Here is a 25,151-nt window from a genome sequence, read left to right on the forward strand (position 1 = left end):
GGTTATAGGTTAATATGGAAGGGGATGGTAGTGACAAATATCACCGGAAAGGTGATATTTGTCACAGTCCTTTTTCAGAAAATAAACTAAAATGTTTATATAAAGAACGGTCCCAGTTATGAAGACGCGATTGTGAATTTAATTACAACCATATCTTTGGGATCACGAGACACGGGATTAACCTTCAAGCCCGCGATCTCTACAAATATAATAAATATAAATGGAGGGATTTAGCATGTCGGTGATTGAAAAAGATGTACAAGAAGTGAAGTCTAGTTGGAGAAGTTTTACAAAAGGTAAATGGGCCAGAAAAGTCGACGTTAACGAATTTATTTCCAAGAACATCAAGCCTTATGAAGGAAACGAAGATTTCCTCGTGGGTCCTACCAGCAATACTACTGAACTGTGGAAGATTATCTCCCAGCTGAGCAAGGAAGAAAGAGAAAGAGGCGGCGTATGGGATGTTTCCCTGGATACTGTCTCCACCATCACTTCCCACAAGCCAGGCTACATCGACAAGGACAAAGAACAGATTGTAGGCGTACAGACTGATGCTCCTTTCAGACGTTCTGTTCAACCGTTCGGCGGTATTAAGATGATGATCGATGCCACCAAAGCTTATGGCTTCGAGCTTCCGAACAACATTGTCGAAATGTTTACGAATATCCGCAAAACGCATAACCAAGGCGTGTTTGATGCATATACACCTGACATGAGAGCAGTGCGTAAATCCGGCGTTATTACAGGTCTTCCTGATGCTTACGGCCGCGGACGCATTATCGGTGACTACCGTCGTATTGCCCTGTACGGTATTGATTTCCTGATCAAAGACAAGAAACAACAACTAACCGAGCTTGAAGTTGATTCCATGACTGAAGAAGTAATCCGGTTGCGCGAAGAGCTGTCGGAGCAAATCCGCGCTTTGGGCGAGCTGAAAGAAATGGCTGCCGCTCACGGTCTTGATATTTCCAAACCGGCGAACAACTTCAAAGAAGCTACTCAATGGGTATACTTCGGTTATCTGGCAGCAGTAAAAGAACAAAACGGTGCTGCAATGTCTCTGGGACGCGTATCTTCCTTCCTCGACATCTATGCACAGCGCGATTTTGAAGAAGGTACTCTTACTGAAGAACAAGCACAAGAAATCGTTGACCATTTCGTAATGAAACTGCGTATTGTGAAATTCCTGCGTACGCCTGACTATAATGAACTGTTTTCCGGCGACCCTACTTGGGTAACGGAATCCATCGGTGGTATGGCTGAAGACGGAACAACACGCGTAACTAAGAACAGCTTCCGCTTCTTGCATACCCTGTACAACCTGGGACCTGCTCCAGAGCCTAACTTGACGGTTCTGTGGTCCGAAAGACTGCCTGAAGGCTTTAAAAAATATTGTGCCAAGGTTTCCATCGAAACCAGCGCTATCCAATATGAGAATGACGATGTAATGCGTCCATATTGGGGTGAAGATTACGCAATTGCTTGCTGCGTATCCCCAATGCGCATTGGTAAACAAATGCAGTTCTTCGGCGCCCGCGCCAACCTGGCGAAAGCTTTGCTGTACGCGATCAATGGTGGTGTAGACGAGAAATCAGGCGTACAAGTTGGACCTGAATTCCCTGCAATCACTTCCGAATATCTGGATTACAACGAAGTAATGAAACGCTTCAAACCGATGATGGAGTGGCTGGCTAAGACTTATGTCAACACCCTGAACATCATTCACTACATGCATGACAAATATTCCTACGAACGCATCGAAATGGCGCTGCATGACCGTGACATTCTGCGTACGATGGCTTGCGGTATCGCCGGCCTGTCCGTTGCTGCTGACTCCCTGAGCGCAATTAAATTCGCTAAGGTTAAACCGATCCGCAACGAACAAGGCATCGCCATCGACTTCGAAACCGAAGGAGAATTCCCTTGCTACGGCAACAACGACGATGCTGTTGACAACATCGCAGTTGAACTGGTTGAAACCTTCATGTCGATGATCCGCAAACACAAAACTTACCGTGATGCTATGCCGACTCAATCGGTATTGACTATCACTTCGAACGTAGTTTATGGTAAGAAGACTGGTACTACTCCTGACGGACGTAAGAAAGGTGAACCGTTCGCTCCAGGTGCTAACCCAATGCACGGACGCGACAAGAAAGGCGCACTGGCTTCCTTGAACTCTGTTGCCAAACTGCCGTATTCCGAGGCACAAGACGGTATTTCCAACACGTTCTCCATCGTTCCTAAGGCGCTGGGTAAAGACGAAGAGTCCCGTAAGTCCAACCTGGTATTCATGATGGACGGATACTTCCACAACAACGCTCAGCACTTGAACGTTAACGTATTTAACCGTGAACAACTGATCGATGCTATGGATCATCCGGAGAACTATCCTCAATTGACTATTCGTGTCTCCGGCTATGCTGTTAACTTCATCAAGCTGACCCGCGAACAACAGTTGGATGTTATCAACCGTACATTCCACGGTACAATGTAATTAAATTAACTGTGTAATACAGTTCTTGTATAAGATGTAATAGCAGTGAGGTGATACCGCCCTTGATTCAGGGGGCGGTAAAATCTTGCTAAAAATTAATTAAAATTTTAAGTTCTTTTCGAAAGGAAGTCATCATATGGCTAATGGACATATACATTCCTTAGAAACGTTCGGGACCGTAGACGGGCCTGGTATCCGTTTTGTTCTATTTATGCAGGGCTGCTTATTGAAATGCCAGTATTGTCATAACCCGGATACCTGGGGTCTTAATGAAGGCAGAGAAATGAGCATCGAGGAAGTGCTGGCGGAAATCGAACCTTACCTGAATTATTATAAGTCTTCAGGTGGCGGGCTTACCGTATCTGGCGGCGAACCAACGCTGCAGGCGCATTTTGTCAAACAACTGTTCACTGAAGTGAAACAGCGCTGGAATCTGCACACCACACTGGATACAAATGGCTATAATGATGGTTCGAAGATCAGCGATTTGCTGGATGTTACTGATCTTGTGCTGCTCGATCTCAAGCATATCGATGATGAAGCGCATATTAAACTGACCGGTAAATCGAATGATCGTACATTGAAGCTGGCCCGCTGGTTGTCGGATCATAACCGTAAAATGTGGATCCGCCACGTGTACGTTCCTGGCATTCATAATAAGGAAGAGGATTTACTGAATCTCGGCCGATTCATTGGAACGCTTAATGGGGTAGAGAAGTTTGAAATCCTGCCTTATCACCAAATGGGGATTTATAAATGGCAAGAACTTGGCCGTCCCTATGAACTAGAAGGGGTACCCTCACCGAACGATGAAGAAGTGCAGCGCGCTTACCGGCTGATTGAAGAAGGACGCAACGAGACAGCACTTGTTAAGTGATGATAATTATCATAGGAAGCAGAAGCCGTATCTTGCAGTAGCTTATGTACTGCGGAAACGGCTTTTTTGCTTTTTAATGATCCAGAACGCATGTTATGTTTCAGCAGATAAAGGGATTATTTTGCAGGAAGGATGATTTTGTGTAGAGGTTTAATGACGCAAGGTCTATTTCCTATGGAGTAATTTTTCAGTATATGTAACTATAAATAACGCAGAATGTGACTGTTAAGAGGTGTATTCGCTTACATTAGAGTATTTTATCCCTATAGTAGATGAATCTTAACCTTACGATTACACACACTGTTTTTTATAATAAGAGTTGTAAGGGAAATTAATAAATAGGGAGGGTCACCCGTAATGAGAAAAAGTATGACTATGCTGTTGTCCCTGGTTTTTGTCTCTTCTGCTTTGCTTGCTGGCTGTGGAGGCAACAATAATAAGGCAAGCAACAATGGAGAAACTGCAGCACCAAGCAATTCAGCTGCTGCAACCAATGCTGCTGCCACTGATGAGCCTGCCAGCGCTGAGCCTTTCGAAATGACGATCCGTCATACGCAGGTTGGTGCTGATAAGCAGAAACGTCTTGCTATTTTGGAGGATGTGGTAGGCAAGGTTCAGAGTGAAGTGCCGGGGCTGACATTCAAACTGGATGGTGTAGATTCCGATGTGAACCGCAAAGAGAAGCTACGCGGTGAAATGGCCGCCGGCAATCCTCCGGCAGTGTTCGATCTCTTTGGGAGCCCTGACTCCAAAATATACGCCAAAGAAGGAAAATTGCTTGACCTGACCCCGATCCTCGAAGAATTGGGCATTAAAGACAAGTTCTCGAATCTTGATCCATTTACTTATGAAGGCAAGATTTACGGATTGCCAATCGGCGGTTCCGGTGAAGGTTTCTTCTATAATAAAGAATACTATGGCAGCAAGGGCTGGGAAGCTCCGAAGACCTTTGCTGAGCTTGAGAAGCAACTGGCCGATATTAAGGCTGATGGCAAAGTACCGCTGGCTGGCGCTTCCAAAGCCGGCTGGGTGCCGCTGATGCTGGCCAACCACCTCTGGTCACGTTATGCCGGACCGGATGTGACGGCTAAATTCGCGACCGGTGAAGCTAAATGGAGCGATGCTAATGTTGTGAAAGGTTTTGCGAAATACAAGGAATGGGTAGATAAAGGCTACTTCAAAAAAGGCGAGCTTGGTTTCGAATATGCTGAGTATACCACCCAGTTCACTAGTGGCGAAGCCATTCTGCTCTATGATGGAACTTGGAAATCCTCTGTATTCAAAGCAGGACAATCGGGTGAAGGTCTGATCGGCAAGGTTGGATTCTTCAATATCCCGGCAGTTGACGGCGGGGTAGGCGACCAAACGGCACTGATGCGCGATGTGAACAACGGTTACGGGTTCTCTGCTTCAGCGGCAGATGACGAGCGTCAGCTGGCTGCAGTGAAATCCTTTATCAAGAATATGTACAATGAAGAAATGCAGCTTCGCGGTCTGGTAGAGGACGGAGTGCTGCCGGCCATGAAGATTGATCAGAATATCCTGAACGAGAATATTACCGATGATCTGATGAGTGAAATCGTAGCGGTACTGAATAATTCCCAGTCTTCATTCCCTGCCTTTGACTCTCTGGTTCAAGCGGATGTCACCACCGAGATCAGCAACATTCAAATTCAGAAGCTGATCGGCGGACAGACAACACCTGAAAAAATGGGCGAGGCGCTGCAAAAAGTTCAAGAAGAAGCTAATGCAGCAGTGGAATAAGGAACGGTAAATTCTATGTACCCTGGTGCTTGCTCCAGGGTGCATTTTTAAAATCTGCCCTAATCGCTCCCAGATAGTCTAAGCAATCGGAGGTAGTCATGAATAAATCACTCAGAAATCCATTGGTTTTTATCCTGTTTGTTATTCCTGCACTGGTATTGTTCTTCATGTTCTTTATATATCCGATCTTCAGCTCACTTTACTACAGCTTCACCAGTTGGAACGGAGTATCGGATACGGTTAAATTCACCGGCCTCACTAACTTCAAAAAAGCGCTTGGAGATGAACGCTTCTGGGTTTCGGTGAAGAATAACGGCTGGTTTATCCTATTCTCCGTGTGCGTGCAGGTTCCCCTGATCGTATTCTTTTCGCTTTTGATTGCCAACGTTAAGAAGCTGAAAGGACTCTACAAGACAGCCGTATTTATGCCTTCTATTATGTCTACTGCGGTAATCGGCATTCTGTGGGGATTTATTTATGAGCCCAATATCGGCCTCTTTAATAAGCTAATTGGTCTCGTTGGCATTGAGCCGGTGTACTGGCTGTCGGATGAGCGGTTTGCCATGCTGTCCATTCTGATCACGAATGCCTGGCAGTGGACCGGATTCTACATTGTTATGGTGCTGGCGGCTATTCTATCCATTCCTAGTGAACTGGATGAAGCTGCGGCCATTGACGGCGCTACCGGCTTTCAGCGTGCCACACGCATCACACTGCCGCTGATTGTGCCGATCATTTCCGTAGTTATTATGCTCTCCATCGCCGGTGCAATGAAGGCTGCGGATATCGTCATCGTGATGACGAAAGGCGGTCCGGCTGGATCGACCGAGGTCATGGCGACTTATATGATAAAATACGCGATCACCAACTTTAAGTATGGCTACGGCAATGCCATCGCAGTCCTGATCTTTGCATTCACGCTTGTGGTTACGGCGCTGTATCATCTGCTGTTTGCCCGGCGCAATGAAAGGATTGAATACTGATGCCACGCCTGAAAAAGAGTCTGCCGCATGTTGTGCTGTTGTCGTATCTGCTTGTTATTCTTTTTCCTTTCCTGTTCGTCCTGTTCTCTTCAGTAAAGAAAGACAACAACGCGATCGCCTTGAATCCATTCGGCATTCCGAAGGAATTTGCCTTCTCTAACTATGTGGAGGCCTGGGTCAACGCCAAGATCAGCACCTACTTCTTTAACAGCTTGTACATTTCTGTGCTGGCTTCTGTCGTCTCCATTTTGCTGGCGTCGATGTTTGCCTTTGCAGTCACACGGATGCGGCAGGGCAAATGGAATGGTATCCTGTTCTCGCTTGTACTGGTCGGAATGCTTATTCCTAACAATGCGCTGATGCTGCCGATTTATACGATTGTGCGCAAACTGCACATTCTGAATACACATTGGGCATTGATCATCCCTTATATTGCCAATGCAATACCGTTTACAATTATTATTTTGGCCGCATTTATGCGTTCGTTGCCCAGTGAAATTGAAGAAGCGGCAGTTATGGATGGCTTGAAGGCTCCCGGTATCTTTGCTAGAATTATTGTACCTCTGACGGTTCCCGCCATGGTTACAGTATTCATTGTTAATTTCCTGGGAAATTGGAATGAATTTTTGCTGGCTAACTATTTTCTTTCGAATGACGAGCTGCGCACACTTCCGGTGGGAATGGTCCAATTCCGCGATCAGTATCAGATGAATTATGCGCAAATGTCTGCAGGCATTGTCTACAGTGTGCTGCCGGTCATTATTATTTACGCCATTTTGCAGGAGAAAATTATTGAAGGCGTAACGGCAGGCAGCGTAAAAGGATAACCTTATTCACAGTCAGGAGCACTGCCGATGAATTTGCGCTATAAATTATTTACGGCATTTTTGGGCCTGATTATCATCCCCTTGTTTATTCTTGGCATGATTATGTTCTTCGTTACTTATAATTCAATTGAGAAGAAATACAGCCAGCAGTCCGAGTATTCACTTAAAGCGATCAGCTACAGCATCTCCAACGTCTTTAAAGATATGAACAACGTGACAGACAACGGAATTGCTACCTCGGTGTTTCATATGGCGCTCAGCGCGGATGATCCTTCAAAGCAGGATCTGACTGATGCTGAGCAGCTGAACCTGAATGCCAGCCAGCGCAATTTCCGTAGTCTGCTGTATAATCACCCTTCGATCAGCTATGCCTTTCTGTACAATTTTAACGGTAAAGGCAGCTCGGAGATCGTATCGGTATTCAACAAGGAAAATTTCCGCACACTCCCTTACGATAAATTCAAAGGAAGTGCTCTCTATCAGGAGGTCATGAAGCTCAATGGTGTACCGAAATGGCTGGCACCGCATGAATATCCGGAACTGACAGGAACAGAAGCCGTGTTCACACAGATCCGGCTAGTGAAGGAGCTTAGCTTCTTTGAGAACATCGGCATTCTGGTCGTGCAGATCAAGAACTGGGAGTTCGAATCCATATTCCGGAATTTGAAGATTGGGGACAGTAACCAAAAGGTCTCTTTCATGCTGGTGAACGATGACGGAATGATTCTGCTGGATCCGGACCGCAAGCTGGACGGACAGGATTTCCAGTCGTTTACGGCGAAAAATATTACCTTCAAGGAAGGTTTTCAAAGCTTCAAAACCCAGTTCGACGGGGAGAAAAGTATTCTGTCCGTCTATCATCTGAAGGAGTATCCCTGGAGCCTCGTTTCTATCACCTCGTGGGGTTCGTTGTCACGGGAGGTTACAGTGTTCGCCCGCTGGTTTGTCGGGGTTATCTTTCTCTGCTTCCTGGCTGCCGTCATCTTTAATTTGTTCTTTATGAACCGGATAACGGGCGGGATTGCTGTTATTGTCCGCTTTATGCGGCGGGTGGAGGATGGCGATCTTACTACAAGGGTTGAGGAGAAGGGCAATGACGAGATGACATTGCTTGCCAAAGGCTTTAACGATTTGATGGATAAAATCAACGGCTTGTTTAATCGGATCCATCTGGAGCAAAGACGGAAGAATCAGGCTGAGATGCGGGTTCTGCAGGCACAGATCAAGCCGCATTTCCTGTTCAACACGCTGGAGTCGATCAATGTGCTTGCTGTACAGAATGAAGGCCGTAAGGTTAGCGAGATGGTCTACCGGCTAGCCAGCATTCTGCGGATCAGCATTCAGGACAGGGATGAAATCACACTGGAAGAAGAAGTTACCCACCTGCGTAATTATCTCGATATCCAGAAATTTCGTTTCGAGGATGTATTTGATTATGAAATAGACATCCCGGAAGGGCTTATGGGCTGCGGTATCCTCAAGCTGACACTGCAGCCGCTGGTGGAGAACAGTATCCAGCATGGGTTCGAGGGGATCGGATACAAGGGCAAGGTGACTGTAAAGGGCTGGGAAGACCGCGGCAACTTGATCCTGCAGATTGAGGATAACGGAATCGGGATGACTCCGGCCCAGCTCTCGATGTTCCAGTATATGGTTAACGAAACAGCAAACCAGTCGGACGAAGGCCGGACGGAGCATGGCATTCATCCGGAGCGGCGTGGTCTTGGAGTGCGCAGTGTGGCCGATCGTATCCGGATTGAATACGGCGACAGATACGGGATATTCATCTGTGCCAGCCCGGGTGAAGGAACAATCATCCAATGCGTCATACCTAAATACGGGCAGGGGGAAGATCATTATGCTAAAAGTATTGTTGGTTGACGACGAAGCTCCCATTCTGAACAATCTCAACAGGGTGCTGCCATGGCAGGAAATGGGGATGGAGGTTGCCGGTATGGCCCGCAGCGGCATGGAAGCATTACGGATTGCCGAGGAGAACGCGCCGGACCTTGTGCTATGTGATATCCGCATGCCGGTGATGGACGGCTTGACGTTCATCGGCAAGCTGCGGGAGATGGGTCTGGAGAGCGAGGTACTGCTGCTCAGCGGCTACCAGGAATTTGATTACGCCCGGGAAGCCATACGACTTGGTGTAAAGGAATATATCTGCAAGCCGATTCATTATGAGGAGCTTGGCAACAAGGTGCGGGAGATCGGTACGCAAATCCGCAGCAGGCAGTACAAGGATAAGCTGTACAACAGCATTCCGCTGTTTCAGGAAGTGCCTGCAGCCGACGATTCCGTCAAAAAAACACCAGACCAGCTGATGAATCTGGCAGCACAGTATATTTCGGAGCGGCTGCATTATGATCTGGGCATAGAAGAAGTCGCGAACAAGATAGGTATCAGCGGCAGCTACTTCTGCCTGTTGTTCAAGAATCGCTTTGCGATGACCTTTGTGGAATATGTGACCCAGCAGCGGATTGAAGCCGCCAAGTTCATGCTGGCGAGCAGCGACAAGAGCATCACGGCGATTAGCTCCGGAGTAGGTTATCAGGAGCGGCGTTATTTTACCAAAGTGTTTCAGAAGCAGACAGGCATGTCCCCCAAGGAATACCGTGATCAGTACCGGAAAGTGTAACTGCGTTGCTGTCAGGGCAATGTAAGGCCTGAACGTAAGTAACGTAAGAGGAAACCGGCACTGCAAATAATACTATAAAAGGCGATTAACCTTGAACTACAAGGCTAATCGTCTTTTTTGTTTGTAATTTCTGTATGTAGTTGCTTTTCTCATAGAAATCTAAGCTGCACCTTATACTCCCAAAATAAACCATATGTTTTAATTAAAGGGCAGGGGGGTGCGGAAACAGAAGGGGATTGCAAGGGGAATCGAGGCTTCAAAGGATGATAGGAAATGAAATGGAGGAAAGAACCATGAGCGCGAGTAATCCTTCCGTCAGCTTATCCAAAGCTAACAATGCCGGCAGGACCATAAAACCTTCGATATGGCGGGTCATGAGGAAATATTGGGTGTTCTACGTGATGATGCTTCCGGCGATTGTGGTTCTGGTCATTAACAACTACATTCCGATGTTCGGGACGCTGATCGCCTTTAAGGATGTCAATTATCAAAAAGGGATTTGGGGCAGTGATTGGGTTGGTTTTTCCAATTTCAAATATTTGTTCTCTACAGAAACGGCATGGATCATTACAAGAAATACGCTGCTGTACAATACAGCTTTCATTGTGCTGACACTGGTGATTTCAGTCGCCTTTGCCATTATGTTTAACGAAATGCGCAACAGGCTGCTGTCAAAGTTTCATCAGAGTGCAATGTTCCTTCCGTACTTTCTGTCCTGGGTAGTGGTCAGCTATCTGGTGTACGGCTTTCTGAGCAATGAGCATGGATTCATCAATCAGACAGTGCTGCCTTTTCTCGGCCTTAAGCCGATAGAATGGTATTCTCAGTCGCAATATTGGCCAATTATTCTCGTAGTGGTGAAGATATGGAAGGAAATAGGCTATACGACGGTCATATATATGGCCGCCATTATCGGAATCGACCACGAATATTACGAGGCTGCACTTATTGACGGAGCTTCGAAATGGCAGCAGATCCGTAAAATTACGATTCCGCTGATCAGTCCGGTGATCATTGTCATGACGCTGCTGCAGATCGGGAGGATTTTCAACGCGGATTTCGGACTTTTCTTCCAGGTTACGCGGAATGCAGGCGCACTCTACTCCACGACTCAGGTTATCGACACGTATGTGTATCAGACCTTCCTGGCCATTGGAGATATCGGAATGTCATCCGCTGCCGGTCTTGTGCAATCGGTGGTAGGTTTTACACTGATCTACCTGTCTAACCTCGCGGTGCGGCGGATCAGCAAAGACGATGCCTTGTTCTGAGGCGGCCTTCGGCTATGCAGTTTTAAAACAATATTAAGAGGTGGGGAGCATGAGTGTAACAACGGAAACAGCAGATGGGTTAATTCTTAGACCCGGCAAAGTCTTGAAACGGCAAAAAAAGCCCAATGATATCTCCGGGATCTCCAATCTGCTCATAAATATATTCTTCTGGATCTACTCAGCACTTTGTATCATACCGCTCCTGCTGGTCATCATTGTATCGTTCTCGAATGAGGACGCCGTCCTCCGTAATGGATACAGCTTCTTCCCGAAGCAATGGGATACATCATCCTATGAGTTCCTATTGAAGGATTACAAGCAGATTCTTGATGCAGCAGCGGTTTCTTTATTCGTTACAGTGGCTGGAACGATTTTGAGCCTGCTTATTATGGCGCTGTATGCTTATCCAATTTCAAGAAGCGATTTTCCGCACAAAAATTTCTTCGCCTTCTTCATGTTTTTCACGATGCTGTTTAACGGGGGGCTGGTGCCATGGTATCTGGTCTATACACGGATGGTACATCTCAAGGATACTTTGTGGATCCTGATTATGCCGCTGCTGGTTTCTGCATTCTTTGTCATGTTGCTTCGAACGTTCTTTGCGAACACGATACCACCGGCACTAATCGAATCCGCTAAAATTGACGGCGCTTCCGAATTGCGGATATTCATCCGGATTATTCTGCCGTTGTCGTTGCCGGTCCTTGCTACAGTGGGGCTGTTTCAGACTTTGGCCTATTGGAATGACTGGTATCTCAGTCTGATCTTTATATCTCCGGATGGACATGTCAATCTGCAGTACCTCATGTATAAAACAATGCTGAACGTGCAGTTTCTGACGGCAAGCCCGCAGGCGATGGCGGCGCTCGCAGCACAGGGTGTAGAGATCAAGCTGCCTACAGAAACGGTGCGTATGGCAATGGCTGTTATAGGGATTGGCCCGATCGTGTTCGTCTACTCCTTCTTCCAGAAGTATTTCATCCAAGGGCTTACTGTCGGTGCCGTCAAGGGGTGACCGCAACTTGTTCCGGTTTTACCCGGCCGATTTGCGGCACTGCCGTTAAAGCGGCCGGTCCAGCATAAACAAAATAATTGGGGAGGTTATGTTTCAGATGAAGGTTGTGCGAAAAGGCTCCATAGTACTGTTGATGCTCATGGTTGTTTTCACACTTGGTTTATCCGGTTGTGGGGGGAATAACGGCAACAACGCCAATAAAGATACGGCGTCCCAGAAGCCTGCTGAAAATGCAAGCGCTGTCAAAACGGAGGCTAGCGCTGATCCGACGGCGGACCCGGCAAAGGAGCTTAAGCCTTACATTGTGAAGTTAATTTATGTTGGCGCTCCGCAAAAGGATGAAGTGATGGTAGAAGAAGCTATCAACAAAATCCTGGAGCCGAAGATTAATGCGAAGCTGGACATTGCACCGATTGACTGGGGGCAATGGGACAGTGAGACGAATCTCAAGATTGCCAGCCAGGAGAAATTCGATCTGATCTTTACGGCGCAATGGAGATATTATGTTACCAACGCTGCCAAGGGTGCTTACCTTCCGCTGAATGATGATGGCGGACAGAGTGGCAATCTGCTGAAGGATTACGGCCAAGGCATACTGGATACCCTTGATCCGCAGTTCCTTAAGGGTTCAGCGATCAACGGTGTGAACTATGCGGTTCCTACAAATAAGGAGTTGGCGGCACAGGGAGGAATTGTCTACCGGTCGGATATTGCGGATGAACTTGGAATTGATATGGCGAATGTGAAATCCATTCAGGATCTGGATGCTGTACTTAAGGTAGTCAAAGATAAGAGACCGGATATTACACCGCTTTATTTTAAACAGGGAGAAACGTTCAATTCTCAGTATATGGCACAGTATGATACACTCGGCGATGCGGCGATTCCCGGCATCCTGCTGAAGGATAGCCAGGACACCAAGATTACTTCGATGATTGAACTTGACCGCTACAAGGAGATTGTCAAGCTTACCCGTGAATACATGAAGAAAGGGTATATCAATGCCGATGCAGCGATTGCTACCACCTCAACCCAGGATGCGATGAAAGCGGGCAATGTCTTTATGACTGTGCAATCGCTTAAACCGGGAAAAGACAGCGAACTTGCAAATGCTACGGGTCTGGTAGGCAAGTTGAAACAGATTGCCTTCAATGAGCCGACGATTTCCACAAGCGATGCTGCCGGGTCCATGCTGGCCATCTCGGCTTCGTCCGGCGACCCGGCCCGGGCCATGATGGTGCTGAACCTCCTGCACACGGATAAAGAGATCAACAATCTGCTTGTTTTCGGAGTGAAGGGTGTCCATTATGATGTCGTCAGCGGAGATACGATCAAGGCATCGGCCAAATCCGGTGACTATAATACAGCCGCCGCCTGGATGCTGGGCAGCCAATTCCTGAATCCCGTCTGGGAAAGCGAAGCTCCTGACAAATGGGAGCAGTTTAAGGCTTTCAATTCCCAGGGAAAGTCCACTGTGGCGCTTGGCTTCAACTTTGATGCTTCACAGATGAAGACAGAGGTAGCTGCCTGCAAAGCGGTTATGGATGAGTTCGATACCAGCCTGGATACCGGCTCCGTTGACCCGGATACCGTGCTGACGAAATATGCCGAGAAGCTGAAGAAGGCGGGAGTCGAGAAGATTATTGCCGAGAAACAGAACCAGCTGGATGCCTTTTTAGCAGCGCAGAAATAAAATACTGTAACGGTTCAGTTGGATTTACACTATAAGAGGCTTTCTCCGGCAGTTTGATTCCGCTGGAGAAAGCCTCTTTGCCGGTCCGGGTGCTGCTAGCGGAAGCCGGCATCAATCTTCTTCGCATTCTGGACAGCATAGGTCCAGGCAGTGTCAGGATCAAGCTCACGAAGCTCGACACGGGTCAGGAATTCCAGCATGTTTTCTTCAATTGCGGTATGGTGCGGGCCGTAATAGGTTGGCTGGATGCGCAAGGCGGACTCGGAATAGATCAGCCCCGGCTGGGCGTTGCCGAAATAAGGATCGTGCTGATCCTTAATCTCCGGCGCTTCATAAATTTCCGGTGTTGAAGGGAAATTTCCTTGCGCTTTGAAGACGGCAAGCTGCTGCTGGGGGGAGGTCAGCCACTTAATCAGAGCGAAGGCTTCTTCGGGATGTTTGCCGCTCTTCGGTAAGGTCAGCACAGAACCTCCCCGGTTAGCGCTATTTCCTGGAATCAGCGTCATATTCCACAGGCCGCTGGCTGTGGGCGAGCTGCTCTTGATATGTCCGACCATCCAGGCCGGACAGAGCATAACAGCAAAATCCCCGGTCAGCAGCTCTATTCCCCACTGCTGCGTATCTATGGCTGTATGTGCGGATAGATCAAGCCGGTGAGCCTCGATCGCATACTCCCAGGCCCGCTTAATCTGCGGATTGTCCTCAACCAGCAATTCTCCGGAAGGACTGTAATATTGCAGCGGAGATTGGCGCTGAATGGCCAGATACAGATCCTCCAGATTGTTGACGAAGGCTTTGCCCGTCTTTTCTTTGATGATTTTGCCTGTCTCAATAAATTGCTCCCAGGTTCCAATTCTTTCAGCCACTGCCTCCGCTGTGTTCGGAAGTCCGGCAATCGAAAAAATATCCTGACGGTATAACAGGGCGTAGGGGCCAATATCCGTTGGCAGGCCGTAGATGAAAGCTCCGTTCAGTGCTTCCTGCCACTTCCACGCCAGAAACTGCTTCTCCAGCTCTGCTGCACCATATTGACTCAAATCATAGAAATATTCGGGGAATTGCTTAAACTGATCCAGATAGCTGATATCAATAGAAGCAATGTCCGGGGAGCTGTAGCCCGCAGCAAATGAAGTCTGCAGCTTGAGGGGGAGCTGGGTGAAGGTAGAAATCTGGATATGTATATCAAGCTCCGGATGCAGCGCCTGATATTGTCCGATCAGCGGTTCCAGACCCGATCCCGGTATTAGCCAAATATTCAGCTCAACCGGCGGGTCCGGCTCAACAAAACCTTCCTGCTGGGATGCGATGCGGCATCCTCCGGTAGATACAAGCAGCCCCAAGGCCAGTAGGAAGGCCGGCAGTTTGAAGGCCGGTGTTATCGGGTTTGCAGACAAGAAGTTCCACCTCAACTTTATTTATTGTGCTTCTGGTAATCCTGTGGCGTCACACCCATTGTTTTTTTGAAGATAAGGCTGAAATAGGCAGGATCTCTGAATCCGACGAGATCGCTGACTTCATAAACCTTCAAGGTGACATCTTCCAGCAGCTCTGTTGCTTTCTGGATGCGGAGCCGGGTCAGAAAGCTGGAGAAGCATTCACCCATATCCTCCTTAAAGATGCGGCCCAGGTAGGTGGGATTCATGTAAAGCTCATCAGCAATCATCTTCAGGGTGAGATTCTCCTGCAGTCTTGATCTCATCGCCTCAGTCATCAGGGAGATGATTCTGCGTTTGGCTTTAACCTGCAGCTGTTCCTCCAATTGTGCGGAAGATGAACTCCGGCTGCCGTCACTGCGGGAAATATCAGGTGAGGCGTTCTCTTTCTTAACCTGCCGCAAGGCTTCGAGGCTCTCACGGTAAGCAGGTGTAATTTCTTCCAGCGTCCGGTGGAACTTGGATATTCCAGCCCCAAATGAATATTTCAGCAGGTTCTTCAGCTTCTCCAGCCCTTTCAGCGCCAACGCTTCATTCACGTTCTCAAGATCTTCGGATTCCTGTGCATAGAACAACAGGAAGATCGCTTCCTGCTCATCCTGAATCCCAACCGTGTAGGTATGCTGGTTGAACAACTCCTCGAGAATATTGATTGCTGCAGAATACATCGCTTGCTCTGACCAGCTTTGCGGGAGGGTATCTCCGCGGAGCGATATTGTGACGACAACCAGCGAATGGAAGGAGGGGAGGAGATTAGTTTCAAAAAAAGGCAGCGGCAGTCCGTAAAGCAGGTCGGACAGCAGCTTTTTCTGCAAATGCTTATTACGCAGCTGCAGCAGCTGTTCCTGCTGCTTCTTTAGCTGCAGCCGTTCAGATGTTGCCGATACAACGCCCAGAATGCTTTCAACCGAATTCGGTTTCACAAGATACTCTCTTACCCCATAGCGGATCGCCTGGCGGGCGTATGTGAAATCCTGGTAGCCGGTTAAGAGTACCGTCTCGGTATCAGGATAACCTTCGTGAATATGTCTGGCGAGCTCCAAGCCATCCATTCCCGGCATACGGATATCCGAGATCACGAGATCAACCGCATGCTCCTGCAAGATACGGACAGCTTCAATTCCGTTTTCTGCCGAGCTTACCTTGCTGGAGGGTGAATCCTCGCTTTCCAGCAGCTCTAACAAGGAGCGGCGGACAAAACTTTCATCATCGACGATTAGCACATGCATTTACGTGCTTCCCCCTTTGTGGTCCTGATCATATTGCAGAGGAACAGTCACCCTGACAAGCAGACCGCCCAGTTCACTTTCTGACAGCTTGAGGCCATACTCCTGGCCATAAATCAATTTGATGCGGTTATGCAGATTGGAGAGCCCGATCCCGGTATGCAGCAGATTTACCGGGCTGTTATTCTCTGTGGAGAGTGCTTCTATCATCCGCTCCCCGGTCATTCCTTCTCCGTTGTCTTCTACGGTAATGACTAAAGACGAGCCTTCACTGTAGACCAGCACCCGTATCAGCCAATAATCGCGGACTGCAGGCTCCAGGCCATGGGTAATGGCATTCTCAATTAGAGGCTGAAGAGTAAGCTTCATAATCTGGCAAAGCCTGACCTCTGGAATTACGGTGAGCTCAACCCGGAGCTTCTCTTCATAACGCAATTTCTGCAGATAGATAAAGCGGTCAAGCTGCTGCAGGTCTTCCTCGACCGTAACGAATTCAGAGCCCCGGTCGATGCTGTAACGGAGCAGGTCGCTTAACGCCAGCACCATCTGTGCTTCTTCGCGCAGCCGTTTACCCGCCAGAGACCAGTAGATGGTGTTCAATGTGTTGTAGAGAAAATGAGGCCGGAATTGTGCCTTAAGGGCTACGATCTGCGCCTGCTTCTCACTGATCCGCTTATCTGCAAGATCGGCGATGGTATGATCCAGGTTCTGAAGCATGGAATTATAGCTTGAATAGAGAATATCCATCTCCTTGTTCATCGTTCTTTTCAAAAGCGGCAGTGTCGTTCCCCGTTCTACCTTGTTCAGCTTGAAAGCCAGGATTCGGATGGGCCTCGACAGCGTCCAGGAAAAAAAGAAGGTGAAGAGCAAGGCAGCCGCGATGCCGAACAAGCCGATAAGCAGGATATTCCGCCGGATGGAGTTCAAATCTTTCACTGCTTCCTTCGCATCTATATAAGCATAGACACTCCACTGGTTGTAGGCAGAGTGGGCGTAGGAGATAAACATATTCCGTGAGGCTACCTTCTGCTGAATGACTTGCGCTTTCCCGCTGCTGAATTTCTCGACCATTCCGCTCTCCATGTACATCCCGATGTCCTTCGGATCAGTCGAATAGACGATGGTGTTGAACGAATCGGAGATCTGAATCTTCTCGTGGGGGCCGAGCTGAAACTGGTTGACCGCATTGTCTATAACTGCTACTGGAAGAACAAGGAACAGGGTTCCCAGCGGCTGCAGATCATCATAGTTAATGATTTGGCGTGCGCCCATCAGTACCGGAATGTTGCCATTCTGCCAGACATCGGCGCCGAACCAGACCATTTTCCCCCGGTTCTCCCCGATTGCCGGATACCAGTAGGCGCTGTGAATTTCCTGTTCCCGCTCCCAAAGCACCTTAAGCGAGCTGGTATTGGAGTAGACCTGTCTATCGTATAGACTGAAAAGCTTAAGCTGCACATCGTAATTAATGGAACGCGTATGCTGGTCAATGAAATGGTTAATTTCCCGTCCATCTGTCCGCGGTCTGCGGTTGCCTGCGACATCTTTAAGGTTATTCTGGATGACAGGACTGAGCATAATCGTGGAGGATAATCTGTCATGGTCCAGCAGGATGGCGTCCATTTTGCCCTGAAGCTGCTTGACCGATTCCAGAAGGTACTGATTGGAGCGGCTCTGTACAGCTTCTGAGGAGGAGCGGTAGGACCAAAAAATGGTGACAGCAACAATGGCGATAATGATAAGCGAGAAGCCGGAAATCAGTTGGGTCAGAATCGAACTTTTCTTGGACAAAGGCATCACCTGCTGCGTTGATTCTATAATGCAATCATTGTAGCAAAGGTAAATAAAGGAGAATATAACAAAACGCAGCAACCTCGGTTTTTTTATAAAAAAATCATATTTTTACAGGTTGAAAATGGATTTTGATCTTTCTTTACATTTAATGAAACTTTTAAGGGCTTACTGCGTCTAATACTATGTTTTGTAAAAAGCATGTGGCAAAATTTTGCCTGCCGTCCTTTCGGGGCGTCATGCGTTTTTGCGGGGAATATAAGGATTACAGAGAGAGAACTGCAGGCCTTATATACTACAACTGGGAGTAGAAGGAGTCATATCATGAATCTTAAGAAATTATCATTAGCTGCTGTATTGGCCATCACACAGATTGCCGCAGCAGTACCGGCTTTCGCCGCACCCGTCAGCACCTCTTCGACGAGTAACGTGAGTACCGCGGAGGCAACACCAACACCGTCAGCATCATCTGTACCTCTATCTACTGACCCGTTGTCAGGCGGATTGTTGGACGGTACAGCTTCACCGACTCCGTCTGCAGAGCCTACGGCAACACCGCTGCCGCCAGCAACGGTTACCGATCAAACGTACATGCAGACGAACAGTATGGATGCACAGATGCTCTCCGCCACAGGAGATGATCAGCTGGTGCTGATGTTGAACAGCAACAAAATGTACGTAAACGGTGTGTTATATTTGGCCAATCAGCCGATGGCAGTCAAGAACGGCGTATCCTACGTCTCTATCCGGGCGATGGTGGAACGTGTAGGACTGCAGGTTACTTATGATTCCAAGGCTAAGGAAACCGTAGTTACAAAAGGCAGCGATGTAATGCGCTTTAAGCTGAACAGCAAAACCTATACAGTCAATGGCAAGAAGTCCACAATGAAGGGTGCAACCTACCAGTACAAAGGAACGTTTATGATTCCTTTGACCTCCATTACATCGGCACTGAAATTAAATTATGTATTGGATACTGTTCAGAAACGTGTAATTCTTACACTTTCCACAAAGCCTAAGGCTTCTTTTACCGTTCAGCCTACTGAAATTTATGCCGGTCAAACCATGGTCAACTTTGTGACCTCCAGCAGTTCACCGAATGGAACACCTATCGTTAGTGATCTATGGGGTGGAGACAAGCGGGACTACTATGATGAACCCGGTATTTATACCGTTACCTATTCCGTTGTGGATGCCAATGGACGCACGAGTGATCCGTACACTGCGACCATCAATGTTCTGAAGCCGAATGAAGCCCCGGTGGCAAATTTCGTCACAGACAAGGAACAGTACAAAATGGGTGAACCAATCACTTATACGGATAACAGCAGTGATCCAGACGGCGACACGATTACAGTAACATGGACCAATAAAGCCCAGGCGTTCTTTACACCCGGTGCAACAGTCATCAGCCTGACTGCTACGGATTCCCATGGGGCCGTCAATACGTTTGAGAAAACAATTATTATTACGGAAGAACAACTTTACAATGAAGAGGATTTTAACCGCCTGTTCGCAGTACCCGGTACAGCATTCAAATTTGACGGCTCTCCGGTCCCTACTTGGCCGAATCTAAAATACAACACGTCTTCCGAGCCGTTTACCCTGATCCGCAGCAACAGCCCGGAAACGGTGTTCAGCGAGGGTGTTCTGTACCGTGAAACGGCTACAGGTGCAACACGTTTTCTGATTCACCATAAGAATAATTTGTCGATCAACACCAAGGTATATGTGATTGCCACAAATGACAATATGTATCCTGTGACAATTACAACCCAATATTCCGGATTTGGTGGTCCTAGCTCATTTGCAGAGCTAACCGGACAGAAATCTGTAACACGGTACTGGGAATCGATGCTGAACGGCAGCTCGTACAAGCAAACGGTAATCCAGCCAGGACAAAGCGTATCGATTCTTACAGAACTGAATACTATAGCCATGAAGCCAAATGATAACGTCTCGATGCAGGCTGATCTGTACAGTGATTTAGCGGTTACCTATTCCGTGATGATGATTGATGCGAATAAAGAGCCGATTTCTTCACTGCCTTTAACGCCTATCTTGCCGCGTGACGGAGTGCATAATCGGGGTACCTATCCGGATTCTACTCGTCTCATTAACGTTTCGGATTTGGTGGGAACTACTCCAGCCAGACTCGTGATCGGCGACAATAACAATGATCCGAACTTGCTCGGCCTCGATGCCCTGACAGGCCTCCAGGAAACGAACCTGGGGAACTTCGGTGTTCTGTACAAAATCAGGCTGGAGCGGGTAGCGGCCAATACGCTGATTACCTTTAACCCGCGTGGAGGAAACTATATGGGCACCGTTCTTGTTAACGGCAATCAAGTCGTGCAGGTGCCAAACGAGAAAAGTCTGGGAAGTTCCGATTTGAACAGCGTTGTGTACCGGACCGGTGATTATGAAGGTCCAGTAGAGATCCAGTTTACTCCGGCTTCCGGCAGTAACTTGTCAATTAACTTCCTGTTCACACCACTTCCTCCGAAGAAATAAACAGGGAAGTACTTAAGTAATACTGGAAAGCCCGGCAACGGACATTCCAATTTACAAACCCGGCTGCTGCTTCCGTCAAGGAAGGGCAGCCTTTTTTTGTGTCAAATACAGGGGCATTAGGTCTCAAGTCTTCCAGCAAGCGAGTCTTTGGTGGACCGCTTCATTGACGGGGCTTTTGTTTTGGGGCATTATAAAGAGAGTGCAATACAAATGACCTATGTTATGGGAGATGAGCGAATGCTGTCGACAGAACAAATACTGGAAGCCATGTCGGGGCAGGGACTGCGAATCACCGATCAGCGCAAAACGCTTGCCAAGTTATTCGGCGAGAATACGGGATATTTGTCGGCGAAGGATGTTTATGAGCATATGGGCCGCAAGTACAGCGGGCTCAGCTTTGATACAGTTTACCGCAACCTGCGTGTCATGGAGGAACTGGGTGTGCTGGAGCAGGTGGTCTTTGAGGATGGCGTCAAGTTCAAAGGCAGCTGCAATCAGGATCATCACCATCACCATATGATTTGCCTTCAATGCATGAAGACTTACCCGATTCATTTCTGCCCGATGAATTTAACGGATACACCGGATCAGTTCCGGGTGGTCAAGCATAAATTTGAGGTGTTCGGTTACTGCAAGGATTGTGAACAGAACCGTGAAGAAGAGACGGCACTTGCGGCGCACGGCAAAGAAGGGCACTGATTATGCCTATTATACGCAGAACGATCCAGGCCCCAATCCGCGTGTACCGCAAATTTATTTCGCCGCTTAAACCGGCGACCTGCCGCTTTTATCCGACTTGCTCAGCCTACGCGCTGGAAGCAATCGAAATCCATGGCCCGCTCAAGGGTTCGTGGCTTGCCGCGAAGCGTATTGGCAAATGCCATCCCTTCCATCCCGGGGGACTGGACCCGGTACCGCCGCGCAAAGAACACTCTACCGGGGACGAAGCGGCTCCCACGACTTGACATGATGCCTGCATTTTGGGTATATTTTGGATAATAACATCAATTTCCGAGGAACGGATGAGTAGATCGGGACGACCATTACAGAGAGCCGGGAACAGCTGGGAGCCGGTATGGTACGCAGGATTGAATATGGTCCGGGAGGAACTGTCTTCGAGCTGGAGCCGGGTTGTCGCGGCTTAAGTAAGATAACAGCGTGTTCCAGCGTTAATGGACAGTTCCGCAAAGGAACTGGCGAAGCCTGTGTTCTGTGAAGAACCAGGGAACTTTGGGTGGTATCGCGTGAGTATACTCTCGCCCCATAAAGGGGCGGGAGTTTTTTGTGTTTATTGTGTTTGCCAAGATGAAAGGATGACATGAAATGAGCGATAAGAAAACTTTTTACCTGACTACACCGATTTATTATCCGAGTGACAAGCTGCATATCGGGCATGCTTACTCTACGGTAGCTGGAGATGCTATGGCCCGCTACAAGCGCTTGCGCGGCTATGAGGTCCGTTATCTTACCGGTACGGATGAACATGGGCAGAAGATCGAACGAAAGGCTGCTGAAGCCGGCAAGACCCCTCAGCAGTTTGTTGACGATATTGTCGTCGGCATTAAGGATCTGTGGCGCAAGCTGGATATTTCCAACGATGATTTCATCCGCACGACGGAAGAACGGCACAAGAAAGTGGTGCAGGATATCTTTGACCGCCTGCTGAAGCAGGGCGACATCTACAAAGGTGAATATGAAGGCTGGTACAGCATTCCGGATGAAACCTTCTACACCGAAACTCAGCTGGTGGATATCGAGCGGGACGCAAACGGTGCCATCACCGGCGGTAAAAGCCCGGACAGCGGCCACCCTGTCGAATTGGTCAAGGAAGCAAGCTATTTCTTCCGCATGAGCAAGTATGCTGACCGTCTGCTGAAGTATTATGAAGAGAATCCGGAGTTTATCCTGCCGGAATCACGCAAGAACGAAATGATCAACAATTTCATCAAGCCCGGGCTGGAGGACCTTGCGGTCTCCCGTACAACCTTTGATTGGGGCGTTAAGGTCAAGGGCGACGAGAAGCATGTCGTGTATGTATGGATTGATGCATTGACGAACTATATCACAGCGCTTGGCTATGGCTCCGAGGACCGCAGCTTGTATGACAAGTTCTGGCCTGCGGATGTGCACATTGTCGGCAAGGAAATTGTGCGCTTCCATACGATCTACTGGCCGATCATCCTGATGGCGCTAGGCGAGCCGCTTCCAAAGAAAGTATTCGCACACGGCTGGCTGCTGATGAAAGACGGCAAAATGTCCAAATCCAAGGGCAATGTAGTGGATCCGGTTACACTGATCGACCGCTACGGATTGGACGCGCTGCGTTACTATCTGCTGCGTGAAGTGGCATTTGGCTCGGATGGCACCTTTACGCCTGAAAGCTTTGTAGACCGGATCAACTATGATCTGGCCAATGACCTTGGGAATCTGCTGAACCGGACCGGGGCGATGGTGGAGAAATATTTTGGCGGCGAACTCCCGGCTTACGAAGGCAAGGTAACGGCGTTCGACAGCGAGCTTGAAGCGGCTGCGGGCAGCACCTATGCCAAGGTTGAAGAAGCGATGGAAAAAATGGAGTTCTCCGTGGCGCTTACAGCGATCGGGGCATTCATCAGCCGTACGAATAAATACATTGATGAGACCCAGCCTTGGGTGCTCGCGAAGGATGAGAGCAGAACCGGTGAGCTGGCTTCCGTAATGAGACATCTCGTGGAGGGCCTGCGCACCGCTTCGATTCTTTTGCAGCCGTTCCTGACCAGCGCCCCGGCGAAGATCTGGGAGCAGCTTGGTATTCAGCCGGGTGAGCTGACAGCTTGGGACAGCGGCAAAACCTTCGGCCTCATTCCAGCCGGAACGAAGCTGGCCAAAGGCGATCCAATCTTCCCGCGCCTCGATGTTGCTGTAGAGGTTGCCTATATCGCCGAGGCGATGGGTGCCGGCAAACCGGCGGCAGCAGAAGCAGAACCTGCACCTGCAAGCGCTGAAAGCGGCGCAGCAGCTGAGCCGGAGGAAGAGCATAAGGAAGAAATCGGTATCGACGATTTTGCCAAAGCCGAGCTGCGCGTGGCCCAGGTCATCGCCGCTGAGCCGGTGAAGAAGGCAGACAAGCTGCTGAAGCTGCAGCTTGATCTTGGTTATGAGCAGCGCCAGGTTGTGTCCGGGATTGCCAAGTTCTACACTCCAGAGGAGCTGGTGGGACAAAAGGTAATCTGCATCGTCAACCTGAAGCCGGTGAAGCTGCGCGGCGAGTTGTCGCAAGGCATGATCCTGGCCGCCTCCAAAGGCGACAAGCTGACGATCGCAACCGTACCGGACAGCATGCCGAACGGTGCAATTGTGAAGTAAACAGGCTGTACCAGAACAAATAACGGGTCCAAATGGGCAAATTCAATTGACCCGCCAAACGAATGCAAGGGAACGCACGCAAGCCAGCAATGGCTGCGGTGTTCCTTTTTGTTATGGATACAAGGGATACACGAAGCTTTGAAGCTGTTATTGACTCTGGCAGCAGAACGTTCGAGAGAACATGAGAGTTGACTTATCGTAACCATTACTATTATAATTCTCATAGTAAAATTTACGATTTAAGGAGTCGATAGCAATTATGTCTTTAACAAAACCACACAGAGGGCTGCTGCTGGTGCTTGCTCTGCTGGTAATCCTAACACTTGCGGCCTGCGGTCCCAAGAGCAGCGGGAGTATCGTTGAGGGTAAAGTGAATGTAGTCACTACTTTTTATCCTATATATGAATTTGCCAAAGAAATTGGCGGGGAAGATGCCAATGTCATCAATCTGCTTCCGGTTGGTGTGGAGCCTCATGATTGGACCCCGCGCAGCCAGGATATCATCAATACTTCCAAAGCCCAGCTGTTTCTGTACAATGGTGCCGGACTTGAGGGCTGGGTGCCGAACTTCCTCAAAAGCCTCAACAGCGACAGTAAAGCCAAAGCTGTTGAAGTCAGCAAAGGCGTCGATTATATTATGACAGATGAAGAAGACGGGCATGATCATGGAGGCGAGGAGCATGCGCATGAAGGTGAGGAGCATGCGGATGAAGAACATTCCGAAGAAACAGGCACCGACAGCCTGCATACAGATCCCCATACCTGGGTAAGTCCAAAATCCGCGCTTGTGATGGCTGAGAACATTAAAGAGAGCCTTCAGTCTGTCGATCCTGAGCATGAATCCGGTTATGAGGAACGTTATAATAAGCTTGCAGAGCGCTTGCAGGCGCTGGACAGTAAGTTTACGACAGAGCTTGCCAAGCTGCCGAATAAAGAAATCGTCGTGTCCCACCAGGCGTTTGCTTATCTCGCGCGTGATTATGGCTTGAAACAACATGCCATCATGGGCTTGTCCCCGGATGCGGAACCACGCGGGCAGGATTTGCTGGATTTGGCGGCTTTGGTAAAAGAGGAAGGCATCCGTTATATCTTCTTCGAGGAACTGGTTTCCGACAAGCTGGCCAAAACTCTGGCTGGTGAAGCCGGCGTGGAGACTATGGTGCTAAATCCGGTTGAGGGACTTACCACCGAACAGGACAAGAATGGAGACAACTATTTCACATTAATGGAGAAAAATTTGCAAAATCTAATTCTGGCTTTACAATAGTAAGGAA

18 protein-coding genes are annotated in these 25,151 nt (G+C 48.6%); 15 read left to right on the forward strand and 3 right to left on the reverse strand.

Annotation, left to right across the window (positions count from 1 at the left end; translation table 11 throughout):
* Positions 1–235: 235 nt before the first annotated feature.
* The 10 genes from pflB to NYE29_RS20535 all read left to right on the forward strand — a co-directional run bounded on the left by pflB (position 236) and on the right by NYE29_RS20535 (position 13,568).
* Complete coding sequence (pflB, locus tag NYE29_RS20490) at positions 236–2,497, forward strand: formate C-acetyltransferase (protein ID WP_076108859.1); 2,262 nt, start codon at positions 236–238, stop codon at positions 2,495–2,497.
* 136 nt (positions 2,498–2,633) lie between these two features.
* Positions 2,634–3,374: a pyruvate formate-lyase-activating protein gene (pflA, locus tag NYE29_RS20495; protein ID WP_340897284.1), complete on the forward strand. Its 741-nt coding sequence runs from the start codon at positions 2,634–2,636 to the stop codon at positions 3,372–3,374.
* 357 nt (positions 3,375–3,731) lie between these two features.
* The gene (locus NYE29_RS20500) at positions 3,732–5,138 is read left to right on the forward strand and encodes an extracellular solute-binding protein (protein WP_038594964.1); all 1,407 of its coding nucleotides are present in this window, start codon (positions 3,732–3,734) and stop codon (positions 5,136–5,138) included.
* Positions 5,139–5,236: 98 nt separating this feature from the next.
* Positions 5,237–6,121: a carbohydrate ABC transporter permease gene (locus NYE29_RS20505; protein ID WP_038594963.1), complete on the forward strand. Its 885-nt coding sequence runs from the start codon at positions 5,237–5,239 to the stop codon at positions 6,119–6,121.
* Positions 6,121–6,948, forward strand: coding sequence for a carbohydrate ABC transporter permease (locus NYE29_RS20510; protein WP_038594962.1), 828 nt, complete (start codon positions 6,121–6,123; stop codon positions 6,946–6,948). The genes NYE29_RS20505 and NYE29_RS20510 overlap by 1 nt, the downstream gene beginning before the upstream one ends.
* 27 nt (positions 6,949–6,975) lie before the next feature.
* A complete protein-coding gene (locus tag NYE29_RS20515; protein WP_038594961.1) occupies positions 6,976–8,829 on the forward strand; it encodes a cache domain-containing sensor histidine kinase in 1,854 nt (617 codons plus the stop codon).
* The gene (locus NYE29_RS20520) at positions 8,807–9,589 is read left to right on the forward strand and encodes a response regulator transcription factor (RefSeq protein ID WP_038594960.1); all 783 of its coding nucleotides are present in this window, start codon (positions 8,807–8,809) and stop codon (positions 9,587–9,589) included. Before NYE29_RS20515 ends, NYE29_RS20520 begins: the two co-directional genes overlap by 23 nt.
* Before the next feature lie 293 nt (positions 9,590–9,882).
* Positions 9,883–10,860, forward strand: a complete 978-nt coding sequence (locus tag NYE29_RS20525) for an ABC transporter permease (RefSeq protein WP_038594959.1) — start codon at positions 9,883–9,885, stop codon at positions 10,858–10,860.
* 49 nt (positions 10,861–10,909) lie between these two features.
* Positions 10,910–11,875 (forward strand): carbohydrate ABC transporter permease, encoded by a 966-nt coding sequence (locus NYE29_RS20530; protein ID WP_081965903.1) that lies wholly within the window; start codon positions 10,910–10,912, stop codon positions 11,873–11,875.
* A gap of 97 nt (positions 11,876–11,972) precedes the next feature.
* Positions 11,973–13,568 (forward strand): ABC transporter substrate-binding protein, encoded by a 1,596-nt coding sequence (locus NYE29_RS20535; protein WP_038594958.1) that lies wholly within the window; start codon positions 11,973–11,975, stop codon positions 13,566–13,568.
* A 95-nt stretch (positions 13,569–13,663) separates the two neighbouring features.
* On the opposite strand, the gene NYE29_RS20540 is transcribed toward NYE29_RS20535, so the two are convergent.
* The 3 genes from NYE29_RS20540 to NYE29_RS20550 are packed head-to-tail and all read right to left on the reverse strand — an operon-like array spanning position 13,664 to position 18,018.
* Positions 13,664–14,962, reverse strand: a complete 1,299-nt coding sequence (locus NYE29_RS20540; protein ID WP_052092223.1) for an ABC transporter substrate-binding protein — start codon at positions 14,960–14,962, stop codon at positions 13,664–13,666.
* Between the two features lie 17 nt (positions 14,963–14,979).
* Positions 14,980–16,230, reverse strand: coding sequence for a response regulator (locus NYE29_RS20545; protein ID WP_038594957.1), 1,251 nt, complete (start codon positions 16,228–16,230; stop codon positions 14,980–14,982).
* Positions 16,231–18,018 carry a sensor histidine kinase gene (locus NYE29_RS20550; protein WP_340897286.1) on the reverse strand — a complete coding sequence of 596 codons (1,788 nt, stop codon included), beginning with the start codon at positions 18,016–18,018 and terminating at the stop codon, positions 16,231–16,233. It lies immediately after the preceding gene.
* Between the two features lie 324 nt (positions 18,019–18,342).
* Here NYE29_RS20550 and NYE29_RS20555 point away from each other — a divergent pair, with 324 nt between their 5' ends.
* The 5 genes from NYE29_RS20555 to NYE29_RS20575 all read left to right on the forward strand — a co-directional run bounded on the left by NYE29_RS20555 (position 18,343) and on the right by NYE29_RS20575 (position 25,144).
* Positions 18,343–20,532: a copper amine oxidase N-terminal domain-containing protein gene (locus tag NYE29_RS20555; protein WP_340897287.1), complete on the forward strand. Its 2,190-nt coding sequence runs from the start codon at positions 18,343–18,345 to the stop codon at positions 20,530–20,532.
* Positions 20,533–20,769: 237 nt separating this feature from the next.
* On the forward strand, positions 20,770–21,231 hold the full coding sequence (locus NYE29_RS20560; RefSeq protein ID WP_076109008.1) for a Fur family transcriptional regulator: 462 nt from the start codon (positions 20,770–20,772) through the stop codon (positions 21,229–21,231).
* A 2-nt stretch (positions 21,232–21,233) separates the two neighbouring features.
* Entirely contained in the window at positions 21,234–21,497 is a 264-nt protein-coding gene (gene yidD, locus NYE29_RS20565) for a membrane protein insertion efficiency factor YidD (RefSeq protein WP_076108870.1), read from the forward strand.
* Between the two features lie 358 nt (positions 21,498–21,855).
* Entirely contained in the window at positions 21,856–23,877 is a 2,022-nt protein-coding gene (metG, locus tag NYE29_RS20570) for a methionine--tRNA ligase (RefSeq protein WP_340897288.1), read from the forward strand.
* Positions 23,878–24,136: 259 nt separating this feature from the next.
* A complete protein-coding gene (locus NYE29_RS20575) occupies positions 24,137–25,144 on the forward strand; it encodes a metal ABC transporter solute-binding protein, Zn/Mn family (protein ID WP_076108872.1) in 1,008 nt (335 codons plus the stop codon).
* The last annotated feature ends 7 nt before the right edge of the window (positions 25,145–25,151 follow it).

The sequence above is a fragment of the Paenibacillus sp. FSL M7-1046 genome, assembly GCF_038007405.1.
Taxonomy (GTDB): Bacteria; Bacillota; Bacilli; order Paenibacillales; family Paenibacillaceae; genus Paenibacillus_AQ.

Coding starts and splice junctions, on each gene's coding strand:
- pflB (WP_076108859.1), top strand. CDS start 236: ATGTCGGTGATTGAAAAAGATGTACAAGAAGTGAAGTCTAGTTGGAGA.
- pflA (WP_340897284.1), top strand. CDS start 2,634: ATGGCTAATGGACATATACATTCCTTAGAAACGTTCGGGACCGTAGAC.
- NYE29_RS20500 (WP_038594964.1), top strand. CDS start 3,732: ATGAGAAAAAGTATGACTATGCTGTTGTCCCTGGTTTTTGTCTCTTCT.
- NYE29_RS20505 (WP_038594963.1), top strand. CDS start 5,237: ATGAATAAATCACTCAGAAATCCATTGGTTTTTATCCTGTTTGTTATT.
- NYE29_RS20510 (WP_038594962.1), top strand. CDS start 6,121: ATGCCACGCCTGAAAAAGAGTCTGCCGCATGTTGTGCTGTTGTCGTAT.
- NYE29_RS20515 (WP_038594961.1), top strand. CDS start 6,976: ATGAATTTGCGCTATAAATTATTTACGGCATTTTTGGGCCTGATTATC.
- NYE29_RS20520 (WP_038594960.1), top strand. CDS start 8,807: ATGCTAAAAGTATTGTTGGTTGACGACGAAGCTCCCATTCTGAACAAT.
- NYE29_RS20525 (WP_038594959.1), top strand. CDS start 9,883: ATGAGCGCGAGTAATCCTTCCGTCAGCTTATCCAAAGCTAACAATGCC.
- NYE29_RS20530 (WP_081965903.1), top strand. CDS start 10,910: ATGAGTGTAACAACGGAAACAGCAGATGGGTTAATTCTTAGACCCGGC.
- NYE29_RS20535 (WP_038594958.1), top strand. CDS start 11,973: ATGAAGGTTGTGCGAAAAGGCTCCATAGTACTGTTGATGCTCATGGTT.
- NYE29_RS20545 (WP_038594957.1), bottom strand. CDS start 16,230: ATGCATGTGCTAATCGTCGATGATGAAAGTTTTGTCCGCCGCTCCTTG.
- NYE29_RS20555 (WP_340897287.1), top strand. CDS start 18,343: ATGAATCTTAAGAAATTATCATTAGCTGCTGTATTGGCCATCACACAG.
- NYE29_RS20560 (WP_076109008.1), top strand. CDS start 20,770: ATGCTGTCGACAGAACAAATACTGGAAGCCATGTCGGGGCAGGGACTG.
- yidD (WP_076108870.1), top strand. CDS start 21,234: ATGCCTATTATACGCAGAACGATCCAGGCCCCAATCCGCGTGTACCGC.
- metG (WP_340897288.1), top strand. CDS start 21,856: ATGAGCGATAAGAAAACTTTTTACCTGACTACACCGATTTATTATCCG.
- NYE29_RS20575 (WP_076108872.1), top strand. CDS start 24,137: ATGTCTTTAACAAAACCACACAGAGGGCTGCTGCTGGTGCTTGCTCTG.